The organism is Hymenobacter sp. HD11105 (assembly GCF_054051685.1).
This window is the reverse complement of sequence record NZ_JBSWBR010000012.1, coordinates 93,089-115,166: the sequence shown is the minus strand read 5'-3', so window position 1 is coordinate 115,166 and position 22,078 is coordinate 93,089. Positions and strand designations below refer to the sequence as shown.

At 54.6% G+C, this 22,078-nt stretch carries 21 protein-coding genes; 5 read left to right on the top strand and 16 right to left on the bottom strand.

What is annotated here, in order from left to right; genetic code table 11:
* Positions 1–24: 24 nt before the first annotated feature.
* Entirely contained in the window at positions 25–801 is a 777-nt protein-coding gene (locus ACW9KT_RS21585) for a cupin domain-containing protein (protein WP_457084328.1), read from the top strand.
* 101 nt (positions 802–902) lie between these two features.
* Here ACW9KT_RS21585 and ACW9KT_RS21580 read toward each other — a convergent pair whose 3' ends face one another.
* The 6 genes from ACW9KT_RS21580 to ACW9KT_RS21555 all read right to left on the bottom strand — a co-directional run bounded on the left by ACW9KT_RS21580 (position 903) and on the right by ACW9KT_RS21555 (position 6,830).
* A complete protein-coding gene (locus ACW9KT_RS21580) occupies positions 903–1,775 on the bottom strand; it encodes an aldo/keto reductase (RefSeq protein ID WP_457084326.1) in 873 nt (290 codons plus the stop codon).
* Between the two features lie 59 nt (positions 1,776–1,834).
* Complete coding sequence (locus tag ACW9KT_RS21575) at positions 1,835–2,872, bottom strand: methyltransferase domain-containing protein (RefSeq protein WP_457084324.1); 1,038 nt, start codon at positions 2,870–2,872, stop codon at positions 1,835–1,837.
* Positions 2,873–2,926: 54 nt separating this feature from the next.
* Positions 2,927–3,331, bottom strand: a complete 405-nt coding sequence (locus tag ACW9KT_RS21570; RefSeq protein ID WP_457084322.1) for a hypothetical protein — start codon at positions 3,329–3,331, stop codon at positions 2,927–2,929.
* Between the two features lie 248 nt (positions 3,332–3,579).
* Positions 3,580–3,999 (bottom strand): pyridoxamine 5'-phosphate oxidase family protein, encoded by a 420-nt coding sequence (locus tag ACW9KT_RS21565; protein ID WP_457084320.1) that lies wholly within the window; start codon positions 3,997–3,999, stop codon positions 3,580–3,582.
* A 128-nt stretch (positions 4,000–4,127) separates the two neighbouring features.
* Positions 4,128–4,904: a DUF1349 domain-containing protein gene (locus tag ACW9KT_RS21560; RefSeq protein WP_457084318.1), complete on the bottom strand. Its 777-nt coding sequence runs from the start codon at positions 4,902–4,904 to the stop codon at positions 4,128–4,130.
* A 126-nt stretch (positions 4,905–5,030) separates the two neighbouring features.
* Complete coding sequence (locus ACW9KT_RS21555; protein WP_457084316.1) at positions 5,031–6,830, bottom strand: peptidoglycan D,D-transpeptidase FtsI family protein; 1,800 nt, start codon at positions 6,828–6,830, stop codon at positions 5,031–5,033.
* 404 nt (positions 6,831–7,234) lie between these two features.
* On the opposite strand from ACW9KT_RS21555, the gene ACW9KT_RS21550 reads away from it, so the two are divergent.
* A complete protein-coding gene (locus tag ACW9KT_RS21550; protein WP_457084314.1) occupies positions 7,235–8,101 on the top strand; it encodes a helix-turn-helix transcriptional regulator in 867 nt (288 codons plus the stop codon).
* A gap of 133 nt (positions 8,102–8,234) precedes the next feature.
* Entirely contained in the window at positions 8,235–9,206 is a 972-nt protein-coding gene (locus ACW9KT_RS21545; protein WP_457084312.1) for an alpha/beta fold hydrolase, read from the top strand.
* Between the two features lie 191 nt (positions 9,207–9,397).
* Here ACW9KT_RS21545 and ACW9KT_RS21540 read toward each other — a convergent pair whose 3' ends face one another.
* Positions 9,398–10,591: an MFS transporter gene (locus ACW9KT_RS21540; RefSeq protein WP_457084310.1), complete on the bottom strand. Its 1,194-nt coding sequence runs from the start codon at positions 10,589–10,591 to the stop codon at positions 9,398–9,400.
* 113 nt (positions 10,592–10,704) lie between these two features.
* On the opposite strand from ACW9KT_RS21540, the gene ACW9KT_RS21535 reads away from it, so the two are divergent.
* Positions 10,705–11,211 (top strand): hypothetical protein, encoded by a 507-nt coding sequence (locus ACW9KT_RS21535; protein WP_457084308.1) that lies wholly within the window; start codon positions 10,705–10,707, stop codon positions 11,209–11,211.
* A gap of 221 nt (positions 11,212–11,432) precedes the next feature.
* Here the strand turns inward: ACW9KT_RS21535 and ACW9KT_RS21530 are convergent, their stop codons facing one another.
* From ACW9KT_RS21530 to ACW9KT_RS21510, 5 genes are all read right to left on the bottom strand, one after another.
* Positions 11,433–12,017 carry a hypothetical protein gene (locus ACW9KT_RS21530; protein WP_457084306.1) on the bottom strand — a complete coding sequence of 195 codons (585 nt, stop codon included), beginning with the start codon at positions 12,015–12,017 and terminating at the stop codon, positions 11,433–11,435.
* An 83-nt stretch (positions 12,018–12,100) separates the two neighbouring features.
* Positions 12,101–15,598, bottom strand: a complete 3,498-nt coding sequence (locus ACW9KT_RS21525) for a methylmalonyl-CoA mutase family protein (protein WP_457084304.1) — start codon at positions 15,596–15,598, stop codon at positions 12,101–12,103.
* 156 nt (positions 15,599–15,754) lie between these two features.
* Complete coding sequence (locus ACW9KT_RS21520; RefSeq protein ID WP_457084302.1) at positions 15,755–16,612, bottom strand: carboxypeptidase-like regulatory domain-containing protein; 858 nt, start codon at positions 16,610–16,612, stop codon at positions 15,755–15,757.
* Between the two features lie 112 nt (positions 16,613–16,724).
* Complete coding sequence (locus tag ACW9KT_RS21515; protein ID WP_457084300.1) at positions 16,725–17,030, bottom strand: hypothetical protein; 306 nt, start codon at positions 17,028–17,030, stop codon at positions 16,725–16,727.
* Between the two features lie 110 nt (positions 17,031–17,140).
* A complete protein-coding gene (locus ACW9KT_RS21510) occupies positions 17,141–17,350 on the bottom strand; it encodes a hypothetical protein (protein ID WP_457084298.1) in 210 nt (69 codons plus the stop codon).
* 296 nt (positions 17,351–17,646) lie between these two features.
* Here ACW9KT_RS21510 and ACW9KT_RS21505 point away from each other — a divergent pair, with 296 nt between their 5' ends.
* Entirely contained in the window at positions 17,647–18,534 is an 888-nt protein-coding gene (locus ACW9KT_RS21505) for a DUF2279 domain-containing protein (RefSeq protein WP_457084296.1), read from the top strand.
* A gap of 41 nt (positions 18,535–18,575) precedes the next feature.
* On the opposite strand, the gene ACW9KT_RS21500 is transcribed toward ACW9KT_RS21505, so the two are convergent.
* The 4 genes from ACW9KT_RS21500 to ACW9KT_RS21485 all read right to left on the bottom strand — a co-directional run bounded on the left by ACW9KT_RS21500 (position 18,576) and on the right by ACW9KT_RS21485 (position 21,946).
* Positions 18,576–18,929, bottom strand: coding sequence for a hypothetical protein (locus tag ACW9KT_RS21500; RefSeq protein ID WP_457084294.1), 354 nt, complete (start codon positions 18,927–18,929; stop codon positions 18,576–18,578).
* Between the two features lie 92 nt (positions 18,930–19,021).
* Positions 19,022–19,903 (bottom strand): carboxypeptidase-like regulatory domain-containing protein, encoded by an 882-nt coding sequence (locus tag ACW9KT_RS21495; RefSeq protein ID WP_457084292.1) that lies wholly within the window; start codon positions 19,901–19,903, stop codon positions 19,022–19,024.
* A gap of 274 nt (positions 19,904–20,177) precedes the next feature.
* Positions 20,178–21,371 carry a formaldehyde dehydrogenase, glutathione-independent gene (gene fdhA, locus ACW9KT_RS21490; RefSeq protein WP_457084290.1) on the bottom strand — a complete coding sequence of 398 codons (1,194 nt, stop codon included), beginning with the start codon at positions 21,369–21,371 and terminating at the stop codon, positions 20,178–20,180.
* 161 nt (positions 21,372–21,532) lie between these two features.
* Positions 21,533–21,946, bottom strand: a complete 414-nt coding sequence (locus ACW9KT_RS21485) for a GlcG/HbpS family heme-binding protein (protein WP_457084288.1) — start codon at positions 21,944–21,946, stop codon at positions 21,533–21,535.
* Positions 21,947–22,078 lie beyond the last annotated feature (132 nt).

The following is a 22,078-nucleotide window of genomic DNA, read 5'->3' as shown; positions in this document are numbered from 1 at the left end:
GCCATTCATCCTCAATAACTACCTATGAAAACTGCTTTACTTGTTGTGAGCGCCCTGTTGCTGAGCCGTGCCGTTCCGACTGCCGATGTACCATCCGCGGTGTATAAAGGCACGACCCGAACCACGGAAAAAGTCGGGGAGCGTGTTCAATTTATGAAAGGCAGCACTCTGGATCTGAAGGAACTAGAGGTATATACCTTTACCCTAAAGGCCGGACAGGCAAACCAAGCTCAGGCAGTTACCTCGGACGCGGAAGAATTGATAGTAGTGAAAACGGGAAGCCTCGCGGCCACTATTCAAGATTCCACCAAAACTCTGGGTCCCGGCGGCGTCATGCTGATTGGTGCCGGCGACAAACAACGGCTGCGCAATGGGTCTGGGGCGCCTGCTACGTATTATGTGTTGCGCTACAAGTCGAAAGATGGCGTGGACCGGCAGCGGGCGCAAGCGGGCGGTGGCTCCTTTATGAAGGATTGGGACCAGTTTAAAGTCGTGAAGACCGATAAAAAAGAAACGCGTCCCGTCTTTGACCGGCCTTCTACTATGTTCCGGCGGTTTGATGTGCACGCCACTACGCTGATGCCCGGCATTGCCAGCCATCCGCCGCACACGCACCGCACGGAGGAAATCATCCTGATGACGCAAGGCAGCGGCGAAATTCTAATCGACCAGAAAGCGCACAAAGCCGCGGCCGGCGATATAGTTTTTCTGGAAGCAAATGTGCCTCATGCCTTTACCAACACCGGAAAAGGGCCCTGCGGCTACTTCGCCATTCAGTGGCACAGCAACGCGGAGAGGTAGCCTATTTCGACTCTCATTCTTGCTTGTGAATCGTGCTGGGGGGCTTTTTTGGCCACCTTCTTGACCACGCCGATATCCGGTTAGGTTAGCAACTGAGACGCTTAGCCTAAGTACGCCATGTCCTCCGCGCTCAGTTGGATGTCGGCCGCTTTCAGGTTTTCCCGCAAATGCGCCAATGATGAAGTGCCCGGAATAGGCAGAATCCAGGGTGACTTGTGCAGCAGCCAGGCGATGTTTATCTGGGCTTCTGAGGCGTTATGCTTGCGCGCGATTTCTGCAGTATTAGAATCGGCTTTGGGTAGCGCGTGCAGCAGGGAGAAGAACGGAATAAGCGGAATACCGTGTTGCTCGCAGAGGTCCAGCACTTCCTCGCCGCCGGGGTTAGCACGGCCGTGGGGCAATTGCACAGTCGTACGCTGGGCATAGCTGTACATGTTCTCCACCGTGGCAATTTCCCCTTGCCGCAGGCCAGCTACCAGTTCCTCGTGGGTCACGTTGCTGAGCCCAACATGCAGAATCTTACCCTCGCTCTGCATCTCAAACATGGCACCTAGCTGCTCGTCCAACGGCACTGAGCTGTGGCCCATCAGGCGCAGGTGTACAAGTTGAATCTGCTCCTGTTTCAGCGTACGCAGGTTATTGTCGATGCTGGCGCGCAGGTTTTCGGGCGTGTTATAAGGCACCCAGCTTTTATCGGGCACACGCGTGGCGCCTACTTTCGTGCAAATTACCAAGTCGCTGGGGTACGGGTGCAGCGCCTCCGCAATTAACCGGTTGGTCACGTCCTCGCCGTAATAGTCGGCCGTATCCAGAAAGTTCACGCCCGACGCTACCGCTGTTCTCAGAATCTCCAACGCTTCCGTGCGGTTCGCTGGCTCGCCCCAAATTTCCGGCCCAGTCAGGCGCATAGTGCCGTAGCCTAAGCGGTTGACAGTAAGCGGCTGCGCGGAGTTCTGAGCAATGGTGATGGTCATGGGGGGCAAACTCAACGGGCTTTGTTCAAAGCACAAGTGCTGAACGGAAAGCAATAGGTTCAGCAGCAGCTAGTGGCCGCAGCACCGACCGCAGCCGCTGGCGCGGGGCCACACGGGAACAAGCCAAAGTGCTGGTCTTTCGTGCCATCGATGCGGAAATGAGTGCCGTAGCGGGTGCGACTGAGCATATCGGCTGTGTTGCCACACACCAGCTGCGGACGACCAGTTTCGAACACATGGTGGTCATCGAGTACGAAGCGGTGCGGGTTGTCAGCGGTGCCCAAGTAGGTAGCTACTTGGCCATAATCTTCGCACTGATCTTCCATGTCGAGCTTGAAGGCCCGAATAGTAAGCGAATAGAAGACGATATTGCCCGTTTTCTGCTGTATTTCGGCGTTGTCAATAGTCAAGATGCGCTTTGCCGTGAGGCGGTAGTCGCGGATACCAAGCTGCACGAGCAGGCGGCGGAAGTCTTCGATATACATAGCTCCACTCAGGCATTCGCCGTACAGCATTGGGTCTTGACGCAAAGCCTCCGGAATGCGTCGGTCGGCAAACACATCGGCGATGTACAGTTCCCCGCCCGGCTTCAGCACCCGGAATATCTCACGGTAGGTGGCAGCCTTATCGGTGCTCAGGTTCAACACGCAGTTAGATACCACCAAATCGATGCTATTATCGGCGAGGCCAGCGCTAGTCAAGTCCTCGATATAGCCGTGGCGAAACTCCACGTTGGGCTGAGCATAGCCGAAACGGGCAGTTTGGGCTGCCACGTGCCGCCGGGCCACCGCCAGCTGCTCCTCCGTCATATCCACGCCAATAACGTGGCCTTGCTCGCCCACTAGGTACGAGAGCAAGAAGGCGTCGCGGCCACTACCCGAACCTAAATCGAGCACAGTACAGCCCTGTACAAACTCGGGCACGCACACCCCGCAACCATAATACTTCTCCAATACCTCCGACTCTAGGGTCGCCAGAATCTTTTTGTGGGCTACTGGTATATCGTTGGTGCAGCAGGCGTTAGTTTTTAAATCCTGATTTGTGCGTAACTGGGCGCCGTAATAGTCTTGAACCTGCTGCTGAATTTGTTGCTCCATGAGTAGCAATAAAATAAAATGTAAGTGGGCGACCAGCGCTCTGGGGGGCAAATACTACTGCGCGCGCAACCAATTCTGAGCCGCGTCCAGGTCATTAAACAAGTAAATGTCGAGTTGGTCGCCGATGCGGTGCTGAAGGTCTTCGATAGATAATTGGCCGAACACATCGGGCGACACGACCTGCCCGATAGAGCGCAGCCCGGCGGCCATGATGAGCGGTGTCCAGACCTGCTGAATCCAGTCGTTGGCTTCCGTGAAGGTGCCCACTAAGTCGCGGTGGTCGTTGAGCAGCTTGGGGCAGGGTTGTTGGCGCATCATGTCCAGGTATGTCAAGCCACCGTCCATCACAGTTCCGAGCGTCTGACGGCCAAACCATTGCGCATGAATCCAGTCTTCGGCCGGGTCATACCGAAACGTGAGGTAGGTGCTGCCGTCGCCACGGCGCAACGTAGTGCTCATAAATAGAAATAGGGTGGGGCGCTCCCAACTTGCGGAGCGGTGTGGGCTGCAAATAACGTAGGAATGAGTGAATTGTTCTGGGGGCTTTTTCGATGCTTAAAATACGTGTAGAGCCGCCGAAACATAAGTCCCTTCTGATACAGCTGAGCCAGCTATTCTGTCTTACACTTACCCATCAGGACCTCAACAAACGAAACTGCCCCGTTCAATAGGTTGAGCGGGGCGGTTTGCACAAGCGGTTCGAGGGGCTATTTTACGTGTAGCTCGCCTTCGTCTTCCTGCTGCCAGTATTTGATGCGTTTGGCCTCCACGCGTACCAGTACGATGCCGGGCGTATCAACTCCTTCCGGAAACCACTGTTTCAGGCTGGGTAGCCAGTGTTGTTGCAGAGTAGGTTTGTGCCGAATAAGATGCGCTTTGCCCACGATAGAAACATACAATCCCTTCGGGCCGCTAAAGCCAAGGTTTACGTGCGGATTCTCAGAGATGTCGCTTACCGTGCGCGACTGCTCGAAGGTAAAGTAGTACGAGTTGCCATCGTACTCCACGTCGCCGTTATTGCTCATGGGACGACTGCTGAGCTGGCCCCGACTAGTCTCGGTCGTGAGCATGGCAATATCGAGCTTCGCCATTTTGATGGCAATCTCCTTCAGAGTTCTATCGGCCATGAAAGTAGATGAATAGTTGAGCTTGTAGTACGCGCGGTGAGGGGGGTAGTTGTTAAAATGCCCCCCAACCGTGGCCTAATACTTCCCCCCGCAAGTCTGCCTAACCAACCGACAAGGGACTTCTAGTACTAAATGCCCAAGCGAAAATCCTTCACACTGTTTTCGGTGAGGCTGATTTCCTCAAAATGGCTCACCGTACCCGTATCCACTGGGCACTGCGCGCTCACGCCCATCCAGATTTCAGTGGGATAATTATTCTTGTAAAGCCGGACCAGTTGCCAATTTTTCTTGTCAAGCGAGTAGTAGCTGGCCACTGTGCGCGTGTCCGACGAGATTTTCATGTACGCCGAAGGGCCGCGCACCACGTCGTGATTGTTATCGTCGGAGGTGCCGATGGTGCGCACCGACACGATGCGATGGTTGCCGCGCTCATCCTGCTCGAAGCAGTGTTTTTGCCAAAAATTGTCGTTGACGTAGATATACAGCACTCCGGCATTATACAACCCCTTCTCCGTGAAGCCCGGAATGACTTTCGATACCAACGTGAAGGGTTTGGTATTATCCACCTTGGCCAGCAGAATGGGAGCCGTATTATTCGATAGCTTATTATCGTTGGGGTCGCTGAAAAAGTCTTTTTTCGCCCCGACCCGAAAAGCCATTATACCATTTGCGTCCACTCTCGCCAACGTATCGGCCCCGTTGACGGCTTTGGTAAAATGGATATTGGCCAGCTTAATATCGCAAGGCTCGCCACTCACCCGAGCAGAATCTCCCGCTGCAGCACTCGATGAAGCCGAGGCCAACTCAGTATTCGTGGCCGAAACAGCCGGCGTTTTATTTTCGGAGCAGCACACCAGCATAAGCATGCTTAGCATGGCTGGGAAAACGGAGAGGTTGTGTTTCATGTGCCCTAGTTAGCAAAAAGCTAGGTTGCTGAGCGCATTACTAACTCGCTATTGACATGGTGGTGCAGGCCCACAACTACTTACGAAGCAGGGGCTACTGCTATGTGCCCCATGCTGGAAGGGGACTTAATATCCGTTGCGCGCCCGTTGTTGGATGCGTGCTTCCCACTTTTTGCGCTTAGCGGCAATGCTGCCGCGCAGATATTTCTCCATCACCAGAACAGAGTAGGGGGCAGCAGCCGTGGCCCCAAAGCCCGCATTTTCGAGGTAAACAGCCACGACTATCTCAGGATTCTCAGCCGGCGCAAAGCCAACGAAGGCAGCATGGTCGTCGTCGCCGTCATTTTCTATGGTACCGGTTTTGCCGGCTACCGTAATGCCTACATCGGCCAGGCTGGAGGTTTCGGCAGTGCCGCCGCGCTCCATAACGGCAATCATACCCGGTATCAGTGCGGCGAAGTGTGCGCTGTCGATGAGGGTATAGCGCTTTTCGGTGAAGCGGGGTAGAGGCCCATTCTCGCCTATGCTACGCACCAAGTGGGGCGGGTAGTACCAGCCGTGGTTGGCAACAATGGCACCCATGTTAGCCATTTGCAGGCCCGTGAGGTTGATTTCACCCTGGCCGATGCTGAGTGAGTAGATAGAGCGGTACGTCCACTTGGTTGTGCTGCGGGCCTTATCATAGTAAGCAGGAGTAGGGAGGAAGCCAGGGGCCTCACGCGGCAAGTCAACGCCCAGCAAGGTGTCTAGCCCAAACGAGCGGACATAGCGGCGCCACACGGCCAGGTTTGCACGCGGGGCGGCCGCCGAGTCCTGCGCAAGACTATCGGGCACGTTGTTGATCAGGTTCCGCATTACCTGGTAGAAATAGGGGTTGCAGCTATATTTTAGGCCCATCGTCAGGTCTTTGGGCTGAGGGTGTTTGTGCACGCAGCTGAGCAGCGTCTGGTCGCATCGGAAGGCGGTAGCGGGGGTGATGGCGCCCAACTGCAACGCCACCGCGGCATTTACCAGCTTAAATACCGAGCCGGGCGGGTTAGCTAGCATCGCCGGTCGGTTGATCAGCGGCATTTTTTCGTGTTCCAGCAGCTTGGCGCGAATCAAGGCCTGATCGGGTGCGGTGATAGTCGCTGGCTTGTACACGGGCCCCGATACGTAGGATAGGATTTCACCGGTGCGCGGATCCAAGGCCACTAAGTAGCCTTTGCGGCGGCCCATCAATTGTTCGGCGTAGGCCTGCAGTTTTACGTCGATGGTCAGGTGCAGATCCTGGCCTTGCTGGAAAGCCGTATCGGGGGCCCAGCTGCCGTGCGTCTGGCCCAGCGAATCTACCAGGGGGTGCAGGTAGCCCCGGGTACCGTTGAGTAGGCCATTATAATAAGTTTCAATACCGCCGTTGCGCAGCTCGTAGAAGCGGCCGCGCCGGTAGCGCTTCGCTTGCTTGAAAAAGGCCTGCGCTTCGTCACTTTTATACCCCAAGAAGTGAGCACCCACGCTAGTTGTGTAAGCACGCTGGGGGCGCTCAGTCAGGGTTAGCTGGGGCCAGTCCTTGCTCTGACGGCGTACTCGCTTAGCTTCGCCTGCGGTGAGGCTGAGCTCGACTGGGTAGCCTGCCGGCATATCCTCATAGGGCAGGGCATCGGCAATGCGCTTGCGGGTAGCAACCGGCCCCCAGCCAAGCAGTTGGCCCAGCGCCAAGGTGTCGAGTGGGGGCTTGCGCGGCAGCTTTAACACGTATTGGGTACGGGTAGCTACCAGCACCGAGTCGTTGCGGTCGAGCACGCGGCCTCGTTGCGGCACCTCGGGTAATACCACCCGCTGCCGAATGTAGCGCACACTCGTGTCTGGCTCCTGGGTTAACACATTAGTTTGCTGTTCCGGTGATGAACAGGTGGCCAGCGCTAAAAGCACTATTAGTAAACTCATTTCCCAAATACAACTATTTAAAGCCTTGCGCATGTACGTATATCTACGCAGTGAGCTAGCGCATGGATGTGCTCTTCTATAAAGTAGACTGCTCGCCGCTCACCTTTCTCTTAATATAGCATTTTAGCCTGTTTCCACCTTAACACTCTATCCTCCAGTGCTTACTTTTACTTTTTACTACCAATTGCCGAGCTAGTCGCCAAGGGCCTCACCTCATTCACAACGTAAGCAGCTTACCCTGCTCCTCCAGTAGCAACAGGTGCGCGGAGTTTTGCTAAGCAGCACTAACGGACCCGCAAAACGTCGAGTAAAGCAAGGCAGTCGCATACTGATACCCACGCACAAAGCCCCCCAGAGCCGAACATGTAGCTACGGCACGGGTTATTTGACGCATATTTGCTCCAATGCGCTACTCCACCTACACCTCCGAACTCTACGACCGGCCGGCCGTGCAAACCAGCGCGGCGCAGGCGTGGCCGGGGCTGCGGGTGGAGCGCTTTCAGTTGTCGGCGGGCGGGGTGCCGGCCCACTTTCACGCCCAGCACCTGTTGCTTATTCACCAGGCCGAGCCAGGCGTGCGGGCCAGTCGTCCCAAGGGCAATCGGGTGGAGGAAGAGCTGTTCCGGAGTGGCGACGCGGGCCTGTACCCCGCCGGCGAGTATGGCCCCTCCGCCTGGGACGGCCCCGCTGATGTTATTCACCTGCACCTGGATCCGCAGTGGCTGGAAACCTGCGCTCGTCAAAGCTTGGACTTAGTGCATTTCAACCTGCGGGAGCGGTTTCGGTTCGAGGATGCGCTGCTGCCTCATTTGGGGCGGCAGCTGCTGGTGGCCGCCGGCAGTGAGCACGCGCTGGGACAGCTGTACGTGGAGGCGCTGGGGCACGCGCTGGGCTACCACCTTATCGAGTATCACGCCACCTACGAGCGGCGCATTGTGGGCACTGGGGCGCGGCTGTCGGGGGGCATTTTGGCGCGCATCGACTCATATCTGGAAGCCTCAGCGGAGCAGCCGATTACGCTGGCGGCGCTAGCCGACCTGGCCAATCTGAGCGTCTTTCACTTCGCCCGCCGCTTCAAGCTGACCACCGGCCGGTCGCCCTACCAGTACGTAATCGACTGGAAAATCAGGCGGGCCCGCCAGCTGCTGCGCGCCGGGGAGCTGCCCGTCGCTGCCATCAGCGATGCGCTGGGTTTCGCCTCGCCGGCCCACTTTTCGGCGGCCTTCAAGCGAGCAGTGGGCCAAAGCCCGCGGGAGTTTCAGCGCCGCTAGCTCGGCGGGGCAGGTAGCAAGAATCTGTAAGAAGTGAGCAACAATCGGGCACCCCGCCGGCGGGGCCGACGAGACCTTTGCAGCACGCAAATCGGCTGTCGCCCGTTGCGCTCACACTTCACTTACTATTCTTATGAACACCGCACCTCTAATAGATGCCAGCAGCCAACATGTCCAGGTCGCCTACGCCTCGCCTGAAGATTTAGGTATGTACTCGGATCAGGAATTGATTAAAAAGCTGCCCGGCTTCACCAATCATTACGTCACCGTCAATGGCATCCGGCTGCACTACGTGGAAGGCGGGAGCGGCCAACCGCTGATTTGCCTGCCGGGCTGGCCGCAAACCTGGTACTCTTTCCACCCCGTAGCAACTCAGCTGGCCCAGCACTACCGTGTGCTTATCCTGGATATCCGCGGGATGGGCACCTCCGACAAGCCCGCGGCCGGTTACAACAAAAAAACCATGGCCCAGGACGTGTACGCGCTGACTCAGCTGCTCGACCTGCCGAAGGTAACGCTGATGGGCCACGACATCGGGGGGATGGTAGCCATGAGCTTTGCCTTTAACTACCCCGAGGCCACCGCCAAGCTGATATTGCTGGACGGCAGCCACCCCAGCGAAGGTATGCGCCATATGACCATGTTGCCCGCTCCCGGCACCTTCGAGGCCAAGATGGACGGCAACAACCCGTACATGTGGTGGATGGCCTTCAACCAAATCAAGGAGCTGCCCGAACAGTTGCTGGCCGGCCGTTTCCGCTACCTGCTCGACTGGCTTTTCGGGTACGTGATGCTGGATGAGCGCCACATGACGGAGTTTGACCGCCAGGTATACGCCGCCGCCTACAACCATCCTGAAAGCATCCGGGCGGCCACGGCCTGGTACCAAACCTTTAACCAGGATATGGAAGATGCCGCCACTTATTCCCGCCTGACGATGCCCGTACTGGGCATTGCGAGCTACGTAGCTTACAACCACATGCGTATGGGCCTGCCCTACGTGGCCGACAACGTGGAGGTAATCGGGCTATCCGAGAGCGGCCATTATATGTTCGAGGAAAAGCCTGACCTGGTGCTTGAGGCCGTCCTGAACTTTCTGTCGTAGCCTGTGCTAAGCTGTTGTTTCTGATGCTGGTCTAGTATCCCGGGCAGTCAAGCAACGGCGTGATTCGTAACCAGCCTTGGCGGAGAAGCCTTGCCTCCCGCGCCAAAACAACCGCGCCGCCCGGATTTATCCAGGCGGCGCGGTTGTCGTTTAGGACTGTTGCGGCAACGTAAGCGGGAGAGCTTTACGAACTACAAACTCGCGCCATTTGGGGCCGGAGCTAGCTTCGGCCGGCCGCCTAGCTGGGCCAGCAAACCCAGCGCCGGGCCTACCGTCAGAATCAGATAAAGGTCATAAGCATTTACGAAGCCACTAAGCCAGCTCGTAAATTGAATGCTGGCAACGGTGATGGCGAAGCCTATGCAGTTCACGATAGTCAGGGCGGTGCCGCGTGAAGCGTCGGGCGCGCTTTGCGCCACTAGGCTGGAGAACATGGGCGAATCGGCGGCGACCACCATTCCCCAACCAAATAAAAAGCTCAGAAAAAAGCCCCCCGAATGGCTGCGCAACACCAGCGGCGACACCAGGCAGCACAGCCCCGACAAGGCCAGCGCCGAGCTGGCTACCGTGCGGGGGGCAATTATCCGCGAGAGCAGGCCGCTGCCCATGCAAGCCAGACCGCCGGCCCCAATCAGCAGAAACGACAAAAAGGATACCGGCAAATTGGCGTCGGGGTGCGTGCGGTTGTAGGTCGTCAGCATTAGGGGTAAAAAGGCCCAGAAGGTGTACAGCTCCCACATATGGCCGAAATACCCGAAGGCGGCGGCGCGGAAGCGCGGCAACCGAAAGCCGCTCAGAAAAGCGGTGAGTTGCAGGCGTTGCCCGGTGCGGCGGTATGGGCCGTCGGGGACTAGCAGGAGCATGGCCAGACCGCCCAGTACTGCCAGGCCCGAGGTAGCCAGCGCCACGTATTGCCACGGCAGCTGCGCCGTAACGCTCTTTAGCAGATGCGGAAATGCAGTGCCCAGCACCAGTGCCCCCACCAGGAAACCCAACCATTTGCCCAAGCCCGTCTGCGCGTAATCGGCGGCTATCTTCATGCCCACCGGGTAAATGCCAGCCAGGAAAAAGCCAGTCAAAAACCGGAAGGCGAGCAAACTGCTCGCTTCCACGCCGGGGAGGTTAATGCCTAGATTGCAGAGCGCGGCCGCCAAGGCGCTGAAGAAGAACACCCGCGACGGAGAAAAGCGGTCGGCAATGGCTAGCAAGGCAAATACCAGCGTGCCGGAAATAAACCCTAGCTGGACGGCGCTAGTAAGGTGGGCTACAAAGGTGGGTGGCTGCTGCAAGGTGGCCGCCAAATCCGCCGCTATGGCATTGCCCGCAAACCAGAGTGAGGTGCATAAGAACTGAGCCAGCACAATGACGGGTAGAATTCTGGGCATAGGGAAGTAGGAGAGATCTGGGGGGCTTTTTCAGTCAATTATAAGCTTTATTTGGCTTGACTTTAGTGCAGCCCTCTCTGCACCACCCTAATCTTTACTGCATAGTATTGAAAATGAAATACGCCTTGATTATTACAATATTTTTCTTCTCTATTTCCTGTTACGCGCAAGATGACTTCTCCTCTTGGGATGAAAAATATGCATCTAAGGGTTACAAAAATTTGATCGCAGAAGAGAAGGCTTACCTAGATAAAGTAAAGAGGGAGGAAAAGGAACCGCACGATTACTCGCGATTTGATACCTACAAGCTGCGCGGAAACTTTACTGGTAAATCAAGAATAATTGATCCTAAAGTGATGCAGTCAATGAAGGTTGTCTGCTGGGCATGGCCTAAGTATTTGCCTAAACCAGAATCATTAGAAAAGTTAATTAGTAAAGAATATTTGTTTATTATAGAAGGGATAGAAGTATGGATGCCAATTCAGAAAGTGTTAGAAAATCCGTTAAAAGCAGAAGTGAAGATAGGTGAAACGGCTACTCTTTATTGTGTGTTTTTCAATGAATTTCGATTAAATAGTAGACTGTATAATACTTTAATGATTTCCGAATTCAGGAAATAGCTTTTATTAACCTCCACTGGCGCGAGTTTAGCGGAGCGTAACTTGTGACCAGCCATGCCGGGAGGCTGCGCCTCCCCCGCCAGAACAACAACGCCGCCCAGATTACCCAGGCGGCGCGGTCAGAGTTTGCCGCTGCTGCGGCAGTGGAGGTTCAACCTCCCTTCAAAGCAAGTCACGAGCTACAAGCTCGCGCCAGTTGGAGATATAATTTAGCTCTTAAACTAAGACATAAGCTGCCCTAAATTAAGTAGGAGAGAACCTACACCAGCAACATTTGAAGCTAGCTCAACGAGGTGTTTGAAAGCAAACTTTGACTTTCTGCCAGCTTCAATATTTGCTTCAACTTCTTCTAGGCAATCAATAATATCTTGCTTTTCTACGCTGCTAATATTGCCGTCATTGTTAATAACTATTTTAAACTCCTTAATCTTATTCTCAATATCAACTTGGTTATTAGAAGCTATGCTGACATTATTAGATGATGAAATAATATTAGCATGAGAACTATTAATTATATTAAGATTATAGTTGTTGCTTATTAGTGGTTGTCCTTTATAGGCATATGAGTCCTCTTCGCAATACTCAATACCTGCACTTGTGAGTGAAGCATAAATTCCCGCTGATATACGGACGCATCTAATAAAGCCATCGTCTTCAAGCCTTTTTGCAATTAGATATAACTCATCATCTGATGTTAGAGGTATATGGTTTGAATCACATACTTCGCGTAGTAGCTGGTCTTTTTTATCTATTCCAAGAGTATAAAGAGTACGAAGAACAAGGTCTAATTTTTCTTTGTGTTTCATTTAGTTTAGCTATTGAGCATTATAATAAAAGCGCGCTACCTCAGCAAGGTAGCGCGCTTTTTTAATTAGGTTAATCAACAGACCTACATATTCCGCCGATATTGCCCCCCAACCTCAAACAGGGCATTTGTAATCTGCCCAAGGGAGCAGAATTTCACCGTTTCCATTAGCTCCTCGAACAGGTTGCCATTCTGCACGGCTACTTGTTGTAGCTGCTTCAGGCGCTGCTCCGTGGTGCCTTCGTTGCGGGCGTGGAGGTTGTTGAGCATAGCTATTTGGTACTGCTTTTCCTCTTCCGTGGCGCGGATTACCTCGGCGGGCAGCACCGTGGGCGAGCCTTTGGAGGAAAGGAAAGTGTTTACGCCGATGATGGGGTACTCGCCCGTGTGCTTGAGCATCTCGTAGTGCAGGCTTTCCTCCTGAATCTTGCCGCGCTGGTACATGGTTTCCATGGCGCCCAGCACGCCGCCGCGCTCCGTGATGCGGTCAAACTCCAGCAGCACCGCTTCTTCCACCAGGTCGGTTAGCTCCTCAATGATGAAGGAGCCTTGGAGCGGGTTCTCATTTTTGGCCAAGCCCAACTCCCGGTTAATGATGAGCTGAATAGCCATGGCCCGGCGCACCGATTCCTCGGTGGGCGTGGTGATGGCCTCATCGTAGGCGTTGGTGTGCAGGGAGTTGCAGTTGTCGTAGATGGCGTAGAGGGCCTGCAACGTAGTGCGGATATCGTTGAAGTCGATTTCCTGGGCGTGCAGGCTGCGGCCCGACGTCTGGATGTGATACTTCAACATCTGGCTTCGAGCGTTGGCGTTGTACTTCAGCTTCATCGCCTTGGCCCAGATGCGGCGCGCCACACGGCCAATAACCGCGTACTCGGGGTCGATGCCGTTGGAGAAGAAGAAGCTCAGGTTGGGCGCGAAGTCGTTCACGTCCATGCCGCGGCTCACGTAGTACTCCACGAAAGTGAAGCCGTTGCTCAGGGTGAGGGCCAGCTGGGTGATGGGGTTGGCACCGGCCTCGGCAATGTGGTAGCCCGAAATACTGACCGAGTAGAAGTTGCGAACCTTCTCCTTGATAAAGTACTCCTGCACGTCGCCCATGAGGCGCAGGGCAAACTCGGTGCTGAAGATGCAGGTGTTCTGGGCCTGATCTTCCTTCAGAATATCGGCCTGCACGGTGCCGCGCACCTGGCTCAGCGTGCGCGCTTTGATGGTAGCGTACACATCGGGGGGCAAAACCTGGTCGCCGGTCACACCGAGCAGCATCAGGCCGAGGCCGTCGTTGCCGGCGGGCAACTCGCCCTGGTAGCTAGGGCGCACTACGCCTTTTTCCTGATAAATCTGGTTGATCTTGGCTTCGATTTCCTGCTCCAGTCCGTGCTCCTTTATATAGAGTTCGCACTGCTGATCGATGGCGGCATTCATGAAGAAGGCAGCCAAGTGCGCGGCCGGACCATTGATGGTCATGGATACCGACGTGCTGGGGTTGGCCAGGTTGAAGCCGGAGTACAGCTTTTTGGCGTCGTCGAGGCAGCAGATGCTGACGCCGGCATTGCCAATTTTGCCGTAGATGTCGGGCCGGTGGTCGGGGTCTTCGCCGTAGAGCGTCACCGAGTCGAAGGCCGTGCTTAGGCGCTTAGCGGGCAGGCCCATGCTCACGTAGTGGAAGCGACGATTGGTGCGCTCGGGGCCGCCTTCGCCCGCAAACATACGGGTGGGGTCTTCGCCCTCGCGCTTAAATGGAAACACACCAGCCGTGTAAGGAAACTCGCCGGGCACGTTTTCCTGGAGCTGCCAGCGCAGCAAGTCGCCCCAGGCCGTGAAGCGGGGCATGCTCACTTTCGGAATCTGCTGACCCGATAGGCTTTGGGTATGTGTCTGGATGCGGATTTCCTTGTCGCGCACCTTAAAGACGAACTCAGGGGCCTTATAGGCGGCTACCTTCTGCGGCCAGGTCTCCAGGATTTTCCAGTTCTGACCATCGAGCCGGAGCTTGATTTCCTGGAATGTGCTCTCCAAGCCGGCCACGAGTGATCCGGGGTCGGTTCCATTGCTGCTGCTCCCGCTGCCGGCACCAGATCCGCCGGACTGGAGGCTTCTAACGGCGTTGAGGCTTTGGTCGAGGCCGTAAAGCTGCTGGGCCACTTCGGCTTGCTTCTGTACCCAAATATCATAGTTGCGGTTGGTTTCAGCGATTTCAGATAAGTAACGCGTGCGGTGGGGCGGAATGATGTAAATCTTCTCTGAGTCCTCCGTAGTGGTTTGAAGCTGGGAGGCAAATGTGGCCCCCGTCTTTTTCTCCAACATGCTCAGCACGGCCCGGTACAGGCGATTCATGCCAGGGTCGTTGAACTGCGAAGCGATGGTGCCAAACACGGGCAGCGAGTCCAGGGGTTGGTCCCAAAGGCCGTGGTTGCGCTGATACTGCTTGCGCACGTCGCGCAGGGCGTCGAGGGCACCGCGCTTGTCGAACTTGTTCAGGGCAATAACGTCGGCGAAGTCCAGCATGTCGATTTTCTCGAGCTGGGTGGCCGCGCCGTACTCCGGCGTCATCACGTAGAGGCTGGCGTCGGAGTGCTCGATGATTTCGGTATCGGACTGGCCAATGCCGCTGGTTTCGAGGATGATGAGGTCGTAGTTGGCAGCGCGCACCACGTCCACGGCGTCCTGCACGTACTTGCTCAGGGCGAGGTTGCTCTGGCGCGTGGCCAGGCTGCGCATGTACACCCGCGGCGAATTGATGGAGTTCATCCGAATCCGGTCGCCGAGCAGGGCGCCGCCGGTTTTTCTCTTGCTGGGGTCTACGGAAATAATAGCAATGGTCTTCTCGGGGAAGTCCATCAGAAAGCGCCGCACCAGCTCATCTACCAGGCTCGATTTGCCCGCGCCGCCCGTACCCGTGATGCCGAGAATGGGAGCGGTGCGTGTTGCTACTGCTGTGTCGCCGGTGGCAGCTTGCTGGGTGGCGCCGTTGCCGCTGTGGGGGGCTTTTTCCTGCTGCTGAAACTCTGCTACGAGCTGGCTTTTCACGCGCTCAAACTCCTCGGGGAAGTTCTCAGCGGCCGAAATCAGGCGACCAATGCTGCGGGCGTCTTTCTCTTTTACGTGGCTCACCTCGCCATTCAGATTCTGGCCGGTGGGGAAGTCGCAGCGCTGCAAGAGGTCATTGATCATGCCCTGCAAACCCATAGCGCGGCCGTCGTCGGGGGAGTAGAGACGCTCGATGCCGTAGGCTTGCAACTCAGCAATTTCGCTGGGCAGAATCACGCCGCCGCCGCCACCGAAGATGCGCACGTGGCCCGCGCCGCGCTCCTTCAGCAAGTCGTGCATGTACTTGAAGTACTCGTTGTGCCCGCCTTGGTAGGAGGTAATGGCAATAGCCTGCGCATCTTCCTGAATGGCGCAGTCCACGATTTCCTGCACGGAGCGGTTGTGGCCCAGGTGGATAACTTCGGCGCCGCTGCTCTGAATGATGCGGCGCATCACGTTGATGGCCGCGTCGTGGCCGTCGAACAGGGCCGCCGCCGTCACAATGCGGATATGATGCTGGGGTTTATAGGGAGCTACGGGAGCAACTTGCATAGCGGGTGGAATGGGGTGGGGTAAGAGGGGCTAAGGTACGAAAAAAGCCCCGGCGCGGTAGCGGGGGGCTTTTTACTACGTGTGCCTGTCAAACAAAGGTCGGAAGCTTGCCAAAGGTTTCACAGCCTGTACCTGCTCTAAGCGCACCGTCCAGCTTTAATCGTACTGCTGCACATTGAGGTGCATGCTGACATTGATGGGAAGAACCCGCCATTCCGCTTCGCTTTTGTCGCGCACTGCCACTCGGTGCCCGGCAGAAGGAAAAGCTCCCGGTCCGCCAAATAGCACAGCTTCCGCACTCGATTTTTCGCCTTGCAGCCACTGAATACCCGCCGCTACGGTTTGGCCTTTCCGCAGGTGAATATTGTAGCTGCTCAAATCGACTTTCACCCAACCAGTTTGCTGACTCGGGATGGTGAATTGAATGTCATCGGTGAGCAGCTGCCGCTGAGGCTTACCATCTTCCACGGAGTAGAGTATGAACCGCATGCGGATCGAGCTGAACTCGTTTTTTTTGATGTATACGTTAAAGTCATCTAAGTAACAGCTCTTGCGCATCGGCAGAATGGTGGCTATTTCCCAGCCGCGCTCATCACTGGCCACTGCGGCTACATCACGGAGGCTGGTGCTCCAGTGGGCGGAACCACCACTGGCCTCGCGGCCGAGAACGGCCGGCGTTAGCTTGCCATGCCGCACTTGCACCTCGTCGAGGGAGTGCACAGCAGGCTGCAAGGTCCACACGGCATCGGCCTTGCGCAAGTCGCCTAGCGTGAGACGCAATGAACGGAACCCGATACAAGAAATAATCACAGAATCTGTGGGCAACGTAGCGGGCGCGGCAAAAGAAAAGTGGCCCGCCTCATCGGTTGTGGTACCCATAGCTTTTCCCTTGACGCCGATAGTGGCAAATGCAATGGGTATACTGGAAGAAGCGGCTACTACGCGACCTATCAACTGTTGCGCTTGTATGGATAGCGCACTACATAAGCACAGTAAAAATAAAGGGAGGCGCATGGGCTGCTTTGTAATAATTGTTTTCCGATATAGAGCCCAACTATGTATAAACGGTTGCTTTGACCACTTATTAGTAAAAAGCCCCCCAGCTAATTAGCTGGGGGGCTTTTTACTAATATGGAATCTGTAAGTATTCTATCAGATCATTAAGCGTCTTTCCCACATAGATAGCATCATCAGGAAGATTGCCGATATAAGGAATTATATAAACGCTTCCGGTTTGCTTTTCAATCGCACAAGCTTCGCTACCTCCATCATTTCCTATTAGGAAAAAGCCAGGATAGCATTCATGAGCTTTATAGGCTAGATTTATTTCAAGCAGCTCAACGAGCGGCCACAGTTTTAAATACTTCCCTTCCTCATAATCGAAGACAAGCTCATAAGCCTTTGAAAGCTCGTTTATGTACCAATCTGGCAATCTAAAGTCTAGAGATTCTAATACGCGAGTAACAACCTCAGGCCTGGGAGCCGAATTTGGTTCATCTATCTATTTTATATTCTCCTTGAGAATTATGTGTTGATGGCTAACTAACGCAACTCCGCCAGCCGCAGCTGAAACCCCGGTAGCACTGCTTCACCGGAAAGCTCGTTGTCAAAGCCCTGCACAACGTTCGGCTCCGACTGATCGGGACGATAGATATAGGCAATTTCGGTTTGGGTACTATAAGACACGCTAGTTGCGCACCATTGCGTACGCAGTCGAGCATTTTCATGGAGAGTAGTTTCGTGGAGACGCATTATATCCTGAGTTAAAAAGAAGTACAACAAGCTATCAGGTATTTGCTAAGACACGAAACAATGGCGATTAACTATGATAAAGTAATGTCGGGCTAAAGCCGCTGAAGCTAATTAAATTCAAGATTCTGATTCTGAAAAGAAACGAATAGTTTTGATTAAGAGAAGGTTAAAAATAAATCAAGATTATCTGTTAGAAACTTATCCCCGTATAAAAGAGAACACCAATATTGAATGATTTGCATTTTTTTAATTATACATTAGGAGTTGATTTTTATAAGAGAGCAGTTATTAGTTGTTTGCTTTTACTTATTGGTGCCACGCTCCCGGCACATGCCCAACGGCTGCCGAGCGTAGTTGATACTTTATCGGCCGAGCAGAAGCGCCACCGGCAACTTGCGCTGGGTGCAGGCTTTGTGGTCGGCTACGGCATTTCACTCAAGCTATTAAACGACGCCTGGTATAAGGAGCATCCGCCCGCTAGGTTTCGCTTCTACGACGATAGAAACCACTGGCTTCAAATGGATAAGGCCGGCCATTTCTGGACCACTTTCCATGAAAGCCGCCTAGGTGTTGACGCGCTGCGCTGGGCTGGCGCATCCGAGAAGAAAGCCATCTGGCTGGGAAGTATGGTGGGTATGGTATTGCAAACGCCCATCGAAATAATGGACGGCGGCAGCGAGGAGTATGGCTTCTCAACCAGCGACATGCTAGCCAACGCAGCTGGTGCGGGGGCTGTGCTAAGTCAGCAGCTGATGTGGGGTGAAATTCGGCTTATGCCCAAGTTCTCGTTTCATCGTTCCGGATACGCTACCACTCGTCTTGAAAGCCTGGGTAACAACTACCTCAGCCAGATGCTCAAGGATTATAATGGCCAAACCTATTGGCTATCAACCGATGTTGCGCGCTTTCTACCTAGACGTTCGCGCTATCCAAAGTGGCTAAATGTGGCAGTGGGCTACGGGGCCGAAGGCATGGTGGTGGGTGACCCCGTGCTAAATCGGGAGCTGGGCTACCGGCCCTACCGCAAGTTCTACATCTCCCCCGACCTGAACCTGGCCGGCATTCCGACGCGGAGTAAAGTGCTCAAAAAGCTATTTTACGTGGTCAGTATTATTCGGCTGCCTGCCCCGGCCCTGGAGTACAACGCCAAGCAGGGTGTCGTTTTTCACCCGCTTTATTATTAGTGCTAGACTTCCTGGCAAAGAGTCAATGCCACGGGTTTACTTTAGCTCCCCGCTTTCTCCTCAAGTGTTTGTAGCAACTCGTCGGCAGCTTGTTCTATATCGGTGTAGCCTTGCTGGGCGGCGCGCTCCTTCGCGGCAATGAGCCCGTCGCGATGCACGGTTTTAAAGTCGCCGTAGGGAAAGTGGTAGCGGCCTTTAGTGTCTTCGGCCTTGCTCATATCGAGACCTAAGTGCCACTGGCCGTATTCCTCGATTTCGTGTTTACTGAGGTAGCTATTTTGGGCTGCTGTCTTAGGGTTATGCTCACTCCAATGGCCTTGGTCGTTCTTATACTGGCCATCCTCAATGAGGCGCTTGGCAAATTGAACTGCAGCTGGGTTTAAACTAAGACTCATAGCGAGAGGGAAGTTGAAGTAATAGGAGTGACCGGCCAGCAGGCCGCCTTATACCTGTATACCTACGCACCCAACTCTTTCAGGTTAGCCCATTAGCCCCTGGGGCTCAAGGCCGTTACATATAAACTCAAGTTGGCAGGCAGCGTAGTCCACCGGTCCTCCGACTTATCCCGGTACATGGCGCGATGCAAAGGCGACATCGGACCTGGAATAGTAAGCAAATACCAATCGCGCTGGGCATCTGGGGTGCCTTGGAGCCACTCCAGCGTTACGGCTACGCGCTCATGATTGCCTATTTGCACGTCGAAGGGTTTCAGGTCGATGTGTTGCCAGCCGGTGGCGCCATTGGCTACACTCACCAATACATCGCGAGTGAGCAGAGAGTGGGAGGGATGCCCTTTCGCATCAAGGGCACGCACATTGAGTCGAAAGAGCAGGTCGCGAAAATGATTATGCTGAATGTAGAAATGAGCATCTTCCAACTGGCTGTTTTCTTTGACCCGAAGCACTGTGCCCACTTCCCGCCCTAGCTTGTGGACTGGCTCTTTATCAGTGCGCAGATGGAAGTTATAGGAAGTAAGGCTAGCGCTGCCGTTGTTGCCGATGCGGCGGCGTTTCCAGTCGTTGGCGAGCACCTTTACCTCACCCAACTTGTGCGCTTGCGGCTCTAGCTTCACCTCAGCCGATTTGCCCAATTGAGCCATTGTTAATTTTTGGGCCCGAAACCCCACACAGGAAATAACAACGGTATCGTAAGGAGCAGCAGTGGCCAATGGTGCCAAGGAAAAAGTGCCCTCCTCATTAGCTACAGTACCGATTGGTTTGCCCAGCACACCTACTGAGGCATACGGCAAGGGCTCACCCGCAGAAGTAGTCACGCGGCCAGGCGTAGCGCTTTGAGCTGCTGCAATAGAAGTTGCTAGAAGCACTAACAATAGGGATGCAGCTAGCCGGAAGAAGGAGGGAAGTGACATACGCTTGGAGTATATAGGATTAACGTCAATACTCTAGATGCAAGCGGAGGATGATAGAGTTGCTTTACCTACTTCGTTAAGTAATAAAAAGCCCCCCAGATTATTCTGGAGGGCTTTTCTAATCCTTAGTTTATAATGTGCTTGTGTTTATAAAAAAGGCGGTCATGCCCAGTGGGAGCGAAGCATCTCGCGTGCAGTCGTGAGGTTAGTACTCCCGTTAAACACGCGAGATGCTTCGCTCCCGCTCGGCATGACCGCCTTAGTATCAGTTAACTTAGGCAGAAATCATATTGTGCGGGTTGATGACGAATTTCTTAGCTACGCCACTGTCAAACTCCGCGTAGCCTTCAGGGGCTTGGTCGAGGGTGATAATTTCAACGTTCACCGCTTTGGCAATCTGCACTTTGTCGTAGAGAATAGCCTGCATCAACTGCCGGTTGTAGCTCATTACGGGCGTCTGGCCGGTGTGAAAGGAGTGGCTTTTGGCCCAGCCTAAGCCAAAGCGAATAGAGAGGCTGCCTTTTTGAGCCGCTTGATCTGCTGCGCCGGGGTCCTCGGTTACATACAGACCCGGAATGCCAATGGAGCCGCCCGCACGGGTTATTTCCATGAGGGAGTTAAGCACGGCAGCTGGAACTTCCTTTTTAGAATCAGAGCCGTGGCCGCTGGCTTCGAAACCAACACAGTCGACGGCGCAGTCAATCTCGGGTACACCTAGAATTTGGGTGATTTGCTCGGTGAGTGTAGCGTCGAGCGTTAAGTCCACCGTTTCGCAGCCGAAGGAGCGGGCGTGAGCCAGACGGGCCTTGTTCATGTCACCTACAATAACCACGGCCGCGCCCAGCAACTGGGCCGAAGCGGCGGCGGCTAGGCCTACCGGGCCGGCGCCTGCTATGTATACTGTGGCACCTGGACCAACTCCAGCCTTTACCGCCCCGTGAAAACCTGTTGGGAAAATGTCGCTTAGCATGGTCAGGTCGCGGATTTTCTCCATAGCCTGATCCTTATTCGGAAACTTGAGCAGATTGAAATCGGCGTAGGGCACCATCACATACTCCGCCTGCCCGCCGACCCAGCCGCCCATATCCACGTAGCCATAGGCACCACCGGCGCGGCCTTCATTCACAGTTAGGCAGATGCCGGTTTTCATCTCTTTACAGGTACGGCACCGGCCGCAAGCCACATTAAAAGGTACCGATACTAAGTCGCCTTTCTTCAGAAATTCCACGTCGGCGCCGGCTTCAATTACCTCACCGGTGATTTCATGGCCCAGCACTAGGCCGGCGGGCGCTGTAGTCCGTCCGCGCACCATATGCTGGTCGGAGCCGCAAATATTGGTGGATACTACTTTGAGAATCACCCCGTGAGTGATGTTTCGTCCCTTAGGATTTTTCAGCTCGGGAAAGTCAATGCTTTGCACTTCGACTTTGCCCGGCCCTAGGTACACGACGCCGCGATTGTCTGCCATAGTAAAGATTGTTTGGTTTGGGAGGTAGGGTTTTGATACTGAGCGCCAAAAGCTCCGCGCCAGCTTGGAGTCACTAAACAATTAGTAAAAAAGCCCCCCAGAGTATGTATTTCTTACACTGGGGGGCTTTTTTACTGGTTTGTTAGGTCAAGTGCTGAGTGTTATTCCTTCACTGCCTGCACGGCGTCCGCGCCGGCCTGGGCTACGGTGTGGTCGTTTTCCACGGTGTCGCCGGATACGCCAATGGCACCAATGACCGCCCCTTTATTATTGCGAATCGGGATGCCACCTGGGAAGGTGATGAGGCCGTTGTTAGAATGCTCGATATTAAAAAGCGGCCCGCCAGGCTGGGAGAGTTTGCCGATTTCGCCGGTGTTCATATCGAAGAAACGAGCTGTTTTAGCTTTCTTAATCGAGATGTCCAAGGAGCCGAGCCAAGCGTCGTCCATCCGTAGGAAGGTCACGAGATTAGCGCCGCTATCCACGATGGCGATGTTCATTTTCACGTTGTGCTGCACGGCTGCCTCATGGGCGGCGTTGAGGGCTTGTTGGGCTTGCTTGAGGGTAATGCTCATGGGAGAGGTGTTGAGGTTAGATTGATTTGACTACCTCAACAACAGCATTTCTGGGCATTTGTCATACCTAATGAACTAGAATGAGATGATGCGGGTATGAAATGAGACGATACTAGGGGTGGATTCTGGTTG